Genomic DNA, 8,808 nt, shown 5'->3' on the forward strand with positions numbered 1-8,808 from the left:
TCCATTTATATTCGTATCATCATGAGCTGCATAATAAAATAGTTATAAAATCAATGCAATGAATCAATGAACTCGTCATCATCCAAGTGAAATTCATATTTTAATTATCATGCAGGCGCTATTTTTGCGTAGGCTTTTTGCTTTTCCAAATTACCCCATGCGTTTCATCCATTGTTGGTTGGGATAAATATTTTAATGGATTTATGATCTCCTCATCCGCCTGTCGGCACCTTCTCACTGAGGGCGAAGGCCATTCTGGTGAGATCTCAATAACATTTGAAATTGAATCAAATAAAATTTAAGGCTAATTGATGATGCAATCAGGGGTCCTGAAGGTGGTGCTGAGTCGGCTTCGGAAGACACCAATTCCGAGGGAATTAATATCAGTAGCTTATGAGGTACAGTACCGAATGCGTTTTGTATCTGGTAGCGTTATTCGCTGCGTAAGGATGCCATCGGTTCCAGTTTTGCCGCACGACGTGCCGGATAAAAACCAAAGAATATTCCTGTTGCCGCAGAGACTAAAAAACCAGCTATAGGAGGAAGCAAATAGACTGAGAATGACCAGTCACTAAAATAAGCCACTATGCGGGTAAATATTAGCCCTAATATCACACCAAGAACGCCCCCCAATAGCGAGAGCATCACGGACTCAGCCAAAAACAAAGCTTGAATCTCGCTGTTTTTTGCTCCTACAGCTTTTCTTATACCTATTTCTTTTTTTCGCTCACTTACTGAAACCAGCATCACATTCATCACACCAATACCGCCGACCAGCAGGGAGATACCGCCAATCACAGCAAGTAATAACGTGAATATGCGCCCCTGACTTTCCATACTGGCGATGATTTGTTTGGCGCTACGTGGAAAAATGCTTAATTTTGGGGCCATTGAACTGATTATATGTTTTATTTGATCAATAACCTCATCTATAGGGCTATCCGGTTTCAAAAGAACAACAGCATTATTTATTTTTGCATCTTTGCTCACCAGACTAATTCCTCCAATGGGAATTATTGCTGCCTGATTAATGTCTTCATTAAAAAAACCGTTTTCCTTCCAATGACGTGCAATACCAATAATGGTATATAAAGACTGGCCTATACGCAGCTGTTTCCCAATGGGGTCATCCATACTGATTTCTTTTATTTGCTGTGCCAATCCATCACCAATGACACAATAATGCTCAAACGACTCAACAAAGGATACAAAATGACCCTGAGCTAAATCAACGTGAACAATCTCGGCCAAGTGCTCATCGGCACCAATGACCACCCCCTGCATCAGTTTCCCTTGAAAACTAAGTTGTTGATAGGCAGTGCTGTATGGTGCGATTTTTACAATATAAGGAATTTGCTCCGCCAGTTTTTGCCATTGATCGACGGATAGAGAATCATCGCCACTGTGTGATTTACTGGGCATTTTTTGATAAACCGAAACGGCTAATAAATCAGTTCCCAAAGCCTTGAATTGCGCCAAGGCTTTTTCAGTAGCCAACTGGCCGCAACTGATTAAAGCGACAACAGCAGCCGTACCAACCAAAATACCAAGCACCGCTAAAAAAGAGCGTAGTTTTGAGGCGGTTAAATTAACTAAAGCTTGCTGGCAGTGGTTTAAGAAATTCATTGGCCTGACTCCGCCACGACTATACCATCAGCCAAAGTAATTCTACGTCTGCATTGTGCAGCGACATGTTCATCATGCGTGACCATGATTATAGTGCGGCCTTCGGCATGCAGGGCTAAAAACAGATTCATAACTTCCGATCCGGTGCGTGAATCAAGAGCACCTGTTGGCTCATCAGCGAGGATCACTTGAGGTTCTGTAACCAAGGCTCTGGCGATCGCGATTCGTTGTTGTTGACCACCAGATAACTGCATCGGTCGATGAGATGCAAATTGGGCCATCCCAACTTTTTCGAGTACCTGCATTACGTTTTCTTTAATTTCCGTTGCAGGCGTACCCCTATAAGTCAGCGGTAAGGCAACATTTTGCATGGCCGTAAATCGAGGCAACAAATTAAACTGCTGAAAAACAAAACCAATGCTTTGATTGCGAAGTTCAGCAGATTCATCATCACTTAAACCCGCAACATTCCTGTCCTTTAAGATATAAGATCCTGAATCCGGTTTATCCAGCAAGCCAATAATATTCATTAAGGTTGATTTTCCAGAACCGGAAGCGCCTACTATAGCGAGCAAATCACCCTGATGTACCGTCAAAGAAACTTCATTTAAAACGGTACTGCTAATCCCTTCAAGTTTATAAGTTTTTACCAAGTCCCTGAGTTGAATCAAGGGTTCATTAATCATAAACCACCACATCGCCGTCTTTAAGTCCAGACTCTATCACAACGGAATCTGCTTGAGCGGGTCCTGTTGTAATAACGCGTTTTTCAATAGATCCTTGAGCCAACCTCAAACTGACTATACTGTTTCCCTTCTCACGCTTCACAGCAGCAATAGGCACCAGTAATTGATTGTCACTATCGACATTGAGTTCTATAGCGGCACTCATTCCAACTTTAATCCAGGGTTGTTGTTCCGGGGTTAAGGATTTCACCTCCACCACAGCAGTAAATGAAGGCAACCCGCCACCACTGGTATTCGATGCTTGTGCGTTGACAGCTACCAATGTACCTTTTAATTGATGTTTACCGAATGCAACGCCGCTAATCGTCGCATTCATTCCGGGGCGGATCTTGTCGATATCAATTTCAGGAACATCGATTTCTACGCTTATCCCTTTCAAATCACCAATCAAAGCAATAACCTGTCCTGATTTAACTGAAGAACCCACTGTAACCCGTGCCGATTTATCTTCCCCGGATTTCGGCGGATAAAGCATGACTCCATCACTGGGGGCTTTTAAACGAATAATATTATGGTTTGACGTTAATATTTTTCTTACTTTATCAAAATCAGCCAGACTTAAAGCAGAAAAATTCTGTGAATTATTCTCATCCATTTTTTCCAATAACTCAGTAAGCTTTCGTGTCGCCTGCATCAAGGTAACTCGAGCAGTATCCACACCGGATTTTTCACTTAAAAAATTATTTTTAGATAACAGGCCAGCATCCCATAACTCCTGGGTTCCGATAAATTTGGCCTTGGCAATGGAGTAGCTGTCTTTAGCTTTAAGATAGTCAGTTAAGGTATCATTGTATTGTTTTTGCAGTTCATTGGAATTCAAAGTTAACACGACATCACCTTTCTTAACCATCTGACCGTAATGAAAGTTCATTGTTTCAACTACTGCTTCCATTGGACTGGTTAATGTACTTTCGCGCAAAGGCTGAATGGTTCCAGTAAAGTGCAATGTTTTATGCAAGGGTTTAGGTTTCACCGTATATGAATTTAATGTGACTGGCTTGGCCTTATCATGACTGCCACACGCTGATAAAAAACCTGTAAGTACCAAACTAATTATAATTTTTACGTTATTTTTCATCCGCCATACCTTAGTTTAATTTGCCAATAGTCCAGCGTAGTTCCTAAAGTCCTTTGCAGGGCTGATAACTGATTAAGATACGCAATCTTTGCGCCGATTAAGCCTGATTGCGCTTGTATTAACTGATTCTGTGTATTATTAACATCCAAAGCACTGGAAATACCAGCCTGTTGCTTTTTCTTTTCCAAAGCATATGATTTTTCAGCCAGTTTTACCTGCTTTTTAGCTAATTCATAGCGTTTTGCCAGACTTTGAATGCTATTAATAATATTCGTTATATTAGTAACCAGGGCTCGTTTGGCTGCAATCAAATTGATTCGATCTTTTTCCAATTTTAATTTCGCGCTGATTAATTGACTTCGACGGCCTATATCATGCAGCGGAACAGTAAGCGTTACACGAGCCGATTCGGTGATATTATTACCGTTATAAATACCACGAACTCCTGAGTTTGTACCGGTGACATCATTTACTGTGCCACTTTGTACGTTACCAGATAAATCCAATTGCCATAACTGTTGATTTTTTGCAACTTTATAAGCTCGTTCATCCGCACGTAAGGCCATTTTGTGTGCCAGATATTGCACATTATGGTTCAGAGCAAGGTCAATGGACTGTTGCAAATCAGGAACCACGAGTTCTTTTAAAGTGACATCACTCGGTACAGACAAATGCATTTCAGGATCAAGGCCAATAGTTTGTAATAAATCCTGGGCTGCCGTTTTAAAATCATTTTCACCTTGTTCTACCAACAAACTCAAGGACTCAATCTGATAGGATTGCTGAATATTTCCAGTAGGTTCCAATTGGCCGGCTTCAATTTTCTTTTCATTGATTTCAAATGATTTTTTAGCTTCTTTTAATTGTAATCGCTGATTTTGCAAATTATTTCCACTCAAGATGAGCGCACGATAAGCAATGATTACCTGGGTGATTTGATCAACGACTGATTGCTGTAAACTGAGTTTATTGATCCACTCATTATCGATGGCATCCAAAAGTCCTGCTTCATTGGCAGATGGACCAAAACCACGTAATAACGGCTGGGTAACTGACAGGTTTAACACTGGATTATAACTGTTATTCACCCCCACATTATTATCAATTGCTAATGAACCCTTGGTACCTAACTTTGTTTTCAGGCCCAACTCAGGACTAGCCAGGAATGTATTGGTAGTGGAACTGCCAACGCCATCAAAAGTACTTTTCTGGATCATGCCCTGAGCGCCAAGCGCGAATTGCAATTCAAATTCATTATTTGCCAGACGTAATTGATATCGTTGAATAATACGATCCAATTCAGCATTCTGGATATTGGGGTTATAGCGCAAAGCCAACAAGATTGCTTCTCTGATAGTCAAGCGCAAGATATTTTTTTTACGTGCAGCAGGGGATGTAGGTAACTCAATCCAGTTTTTTAACATAAATTCAGGATTTTTAATTGCCTCTCGCAAGCGAGCTCCTGCCAGATCAACTCGTTTTGCCTCAGCAGCTGGATCATCCACCCATTTATATAGAGATTGCGATACGATCGGAGTATTTTCTGACCAAGCCACTGAATCTGACAGGATAAACAACAGGATAACCTGTAATAACAATGTATTTTTAATTAAAAAGTTCACCAATGCCATCGCCCGTTGTTTTAAACATTTAACCTGAAACAGAAAATCTTTGTTTATCCTGAAGTCTCAATGCAGTTAACTCACCACCCCAAAGACATCCGGTATCTATTGCATGAATTCTGGGATTTGGGCATAGCCCCATGAGAGCCGCCCAATGACCAAAAACAATATCTGCCGTTATCTCTTTACGGCCAGGAGCCTCATACCAGGGGTGAAAATGTGCAGGCGCTTTGGAAATAGTACCTTTGTAATTTAATTCCAAGCGACCCTGGTCATCACAAAATCGCATTCGGGTAAAATAATTAGTAATGACCCTCAATCGATCCATGCCCGTTAAATCATCTGACCATATGTCCGGTTTATTACCGTACATATGTGCCAGAAAGTCTTTATAATTTACGCCAGAAAGAACGTCTTCCAATTCTTTTGCCAAAGATATGGCTTTAGGTAAATCCCATAAAGGCGAGATCCCGGCATGGCACATGACGACATTGAGTTCAGGTGAATAACAAAGCAACGACTGCTTTCTCAGCCAATGCCCAAGCTCCTCTCCATCAGAAGCATTCACGACGTCCTGAATGGTATCATCATGACCTTTCCAGGGACGTCCACCAAATAAGGAACCTAATAAATGTAAATCATGATTCCCCAAAGTGATTTTGGGCGTAATTGGCAGAGTACTGATAAACCGCAATACCGCTAGAGATTCTGGACCACGATTGACCAAATCACCAACAAACCATAAACGATCAACCCGTTCATTAAACTGAATTAACTCAAGCAATCGTTGTAAGGGTTCATAGCATCCTTGCACATCACCAATGGCATAATCAGACACCGCGCCGTACTCCCGGAACTAAAGTTGATACGTCACTTTCAACAGTCTGCCATTGTCCTGAGGCAGGTAATTTTTGCAACGGGGTAACCACGATTGTATTCTGTTGTTGGGTAAATTGACTGGTAAATTGCGCTTTATGAATTAGTTCGGTAGCAGACATGGATTCTATCTTACCGGTGTTCAATTGATGAACTTCTACAGTAGGTGGGAGGGCTACAGCAAATTCGCTAAAAACCACTCCGGTTTGCATATGTTGTGTATGTGCCTGTTCAAAACGACCAATAACACTTCCTGCTATTCCACGACTGTGTAATCCTAAAGATAAAAACCCGTTTTGAACTGCTTGCCAATTTTTATATTCGGGATGTTCTCTCACAAATAATTGAAACATTTCCTGTGACATTAACATGCCACCAGGCACCATGAATAATGGTGCCTTATTAATCATAATTCTGCCCTCATCCAATGATTTGGTAAGCCATTGAATAAATTCGACCCCCATCGCCTGTTCTTTTTCTGCAATAGTTGCCGGTACCCCACCAGCAAACGTTCCAGCTCGACCATAACGTCCACCGCGATTACCGCCGACTTTCACCATAAATTCGCTAATATACCGCTGTATGGCTATGGCGTCTGCACGTATTAAAATAGCTCCCAGGGTACCTGCCGAGCGAGTATCTTCATTCAATAAAGCCAACCAGACTGCCAGAACCTGAGGATCAGAGGCTATCCAGGTAAAACCGCTCACGGGCATTAAAGCTCTTGCCAACAATAAATTCAATCGACGACGAAAATCCTGATCGGGTTCTTTCAGGAACTCATAATCATAATAGGTTCCCGTATTAACCAAACTCTCTAACAACGGATTCCATTGCTTTAATAATTGACCATTGGCATCAAATAAATTAATACGGTAATCAACAAATAATTTACCTATTCCTTGCAAAACAGCCGCAGAATAAAGTGCATATTGCCAGAGTTTCTGTTCTTCAGATAATATCCCGGGTTTGTCCAGAACTATAAATTCCTTAAATAAACTCAATGCCGCCTCAGTTCTATTCAGGGCATGATCCACCAGCCCCCCAGGCTGAGAGTAATAACTGTTAGTCGTTTCAGGAAGATATTGGCAATAATTGACCAGGTTCTCGATAAGAACCTCACATAAACTCTCATATCGAGACTCTTCAAGGCCAGTCAATTCCCTCATTCTTTGTAACAATACCTGACGTTTATTGTCCAACAAAAATTGAGAAGCGCTCACATTACGCGTTAAATCTTTAATGGATTTGGATTGCGCAGACAAAGGACTTTTTCGTTGACGATGAAACAAAACAACCTCCACAATGCTATATCATTTATTTTACACTATTTGGAAATAAATTTCGCTAGTTGAACATATTCAGCGACAGAAATTTGTTCAGGTCTTCTACTTCCATCAATGCCTAGTGCACTTAATTCAGCTACAGAAATGATCCCTTTCAGATTATTAGTGAGTGTTTTGCGGCGCATTGCAAATGAACTGGCAACAATTCGCTCTAATTGTTCTACAGCAACTGGATCAAAAGGAGAAACACGATAAGGAATAAGCCTTACTACGGCCGAATCTACTTTGGGTTGTGGATCAAAGGCTTCTGGAGGTACATCAAATAAATGTTCCACCTCGCAATGATATTGCAACATAACACTCAGACGTCCATAAGCTTTAGTCCCTGGACCCGCAGCCATTCGATCGACAACTTCTTTTTGCAACATGAAATACATGTCCTCTATATAAGAGGTATATCGTAATAAATGAATCAGTAATGGCGTGGAAATATTATAAGGTAAATTTCCTACTACCCTTAAATGCGAACCGAACAGGCTGTAATCTATCGTTAAGGCATCAGCAGAAATTAACTTTAATTTGCCCTGAGCTATAGGAAGATTTGCCAGATAGTGTTGTAAATCCCTATCAATTTCTACTGCAGTCAGATGGTTCAACTGGCGCAACAAAGGCTGAGTTAATGCCCCAAGGCCTGGTCCAATTTCTAATACATTATCATCAGATTGAGGATTAATAGCGCGCAATAGTTCATCAATAATATGCTTGTTTTGCAGAAAATTTTGACCAAAACGCTTACGTGGGCTATGCCTCACTTTTATCACCTAAACAATTAAAAGGAAATTATAACGTGCTTAAGGAACTATTACTAATATCTCTCGGGTTATAAATACTATTATTCTCACTAATTGGCCTTTAATCTGGCAAACCCGGGGGGCACCGACTAATTAAAGATGAATTTGCGCACTAACATTTCTCAAAAAAGAAACGTCATTGACAAAAACAAGCCATCAAGATTAAAATTAGCCCTTTTTTTAAGGATACCCTCATGAGTTTTTTCCGTATTGAACAATTTGTAACTTATCCAGATGATGCAGAAAAGCTGCGAGAGCAAATTTTAAATGACGCAATTAACGGCCCTCAAAAAACACCTATGACTTATTTTCAAGATTATTTTTCTAAAGGTGGCCAGATAGAACACCCATTGCTGGGTAATTTATATGACTTCGCGTCGATTATTGAATCTAAATATGGTACAGATCGAGGGCAAAATCTGGTTTCAGGGATAATTCGATTCAATCTGAAACAAATCGAACCCAAACCTGATGCTCATGGTGCTTCCTCATCGACTACCAACATGAGTTTTCAATAGATCCATTGCCTGATCCCATTCAGGCAAAACCTGCCCCCCATCTCCGTCACCCTTCGCACCTAATTTTCGTCACCCTCAACACCCAATTTTCGTCACCCTCCGCACCCAATTCTCGTCACCCTCCGCACCCAATTCTCGTCACCCTCCACACCCAATTCTCGTCACCCTCCACACCCAATTCTCGTCACCCTCCACACCCAATTCT

8 protein-coding genes are annotated in these 8,808 nt (G+C 41.0%); 1 reads left to right on the plus strand and 7 read right to left on the minus strand.

Annotated features, from left to right (window positions below; all coding sequences use genetic code 11):
• Window positions 1-432: 432 nt before the first annotated feature.
• Genes Lqua_RS08985 through rsmA form a run of 7 tightly spaced genes read right to left on the minus strand, consistent with a single transcriptional unit; the run spans window position 433 to window position 8,046 of the window.
• Window positions 433-1,626 carry an ABC transporter permease gene (locus Lqua_RS08985; RefSeq protein WP_058473944.1) on the minus strand — a complete coding sequence of 398 codons (1,194 nt, stop codon included), beginning with the start codon at window positions 1,624-1,626 and terminating at the stop codon, window positions 433-435.
• Complete coding sequence (locus Lqua_RS08990) at window positions 1,623-2,312, minus strand: ABC transporter ATP-binding protein (RefSeq protein WP_058473945.1); 690 nt, start codon at window positions 2,310-2,312, stop codon at window positions 1,623-1,625. The genes Lqua_RS08985 and Lqua_RS08990 overlap by 4 nt, the downstream gene beginning before the upstream one ends.
• Complete coding sequence (locus Lqua_RS08995) at window positions 2,305-3,450, minus strand: efflux RND transporter periplasmic adaptor subunit (RefSeq protein ID WP_058473946.1); 1,146 nt, start codon at window positions 3,448-3,450, stop codon at window positions 2,305-2,307. The genes Lqua_RS08990 and Lqua_RS08995 overlap by 8 nt, the downstream gene beginning before the upstream one ends.
• Window positions 3,447-5,072: a TolC family protein gene (locus tag Lqua_RS09000; RefSeq protein ID WP_058473961.1), complete on the minus strand. Its 1,626-nt coding sequence runs from the start codon at window positions 5,070-5,072 to the stop codon at window positions 3,447-3,449. Before Lqua_RS09000 ends, Lqua_RS08995 begins: the two co-directional genes overlap by 4 nt.
• A 28-nt stretch (window positions 5,073-5,100) precedes the next feature.
• Window positions 5,101-5,910, minus strand: a complete 810-nt coding sequence (locus tag Lqua_RS09005; RefSeq protein ID WP_058473947.1) for a symmetrical bis(5'-nucleosyl)-tetraphosphatase — start codon at window positions 5,908-5,910, stop codon at window positions 5,101-5,103.
• The gene (locus Lqua_RS09010; RefSeq protein WP_172459541.1) at window positions 5,903-7,240 is read right to left on the minus strand and encodes a conjugal transfer nickase/helicase domain-containing protein; all 1,338 of its coding nucleotides are present in this window, start codon (window positions 7,238-7,240) and stop codon (window positions 5,903-5,905) included. The genes Lqua_RS09005 and Lqua_RS09010 overlap by 8 nt, the downstream gene beginning before the upstream one ends.
• A 35-nt stretch (window positions 7,241-7,275) precedes the next feature.
• Complete coding sequence (gene rsmA, locus Lqua_RS09015) at window positions 7,276-8,046, minus strand: 16S rRNA (adenine(1518)-N(6)/adenine(1519)-N(6))-dimethyltransferase RsmA (RefSeq protein ID WP_058473949.1); 771 nt, start codon at window positions 8,044-8,046, stop codon at window positions 7,276-7,278.
• Between the two features lie 233 nt (window positions 8,047-8,279).
• Between rsmA and Lqua_RS09020 the strand changes: the two genes are divergently transcribed.
• A complete protein-coding gene (locus tag Lqua_RS09020) occupies window positions 8,280-8,603 on the plus strand; it encodes a hypothetical protein (protein WP_058473950.1) in 324 nt (107 codons plus the stop codon).
• The last annotated feature ends 205 nt before the right edge of the window (window positions 8,604-8,808 follow it).

It is taken from the genome of Legionella quateirensis (genome assembly GCF_001467955.1).
Classification (GTDB): Bacteria; Pseudomonadota; Gammaproteobacteria; order Legionellales; family Legionellaceae; genus Legionella; species Legionella quateirensis.

Coding starts and splice junctions, on each gene's coding strand:
- Lqua_RS08985 (WP_058473944.1), bottom strand. CDS start 1,626: ATGAATTTCTTAAACCACTGCCAGCAAGCTTTAGTTAATTTAACCGCC.
- Lqua_RS08990 (WP_058473945.1), bottom strand. CDS start 2,312: ATGATTAATGAACCCTTGATTCAACTCAGGGACTTGGTAAAAACTTAT.
- Lqua_RS08995 (WP_058473946.1), bottom strand. CDS start 3,450: ATGAAAAATAACGTAAAAATTATAATTAGTTTGGTACTTACAGGTTTT.
- Lqua_RS09020 (WP_058473950.1), top strand. CDS start 8,280: ATGAGTTTTTTCCGTATTGAACAATTTGTAACTTATCCAGATGATGCA.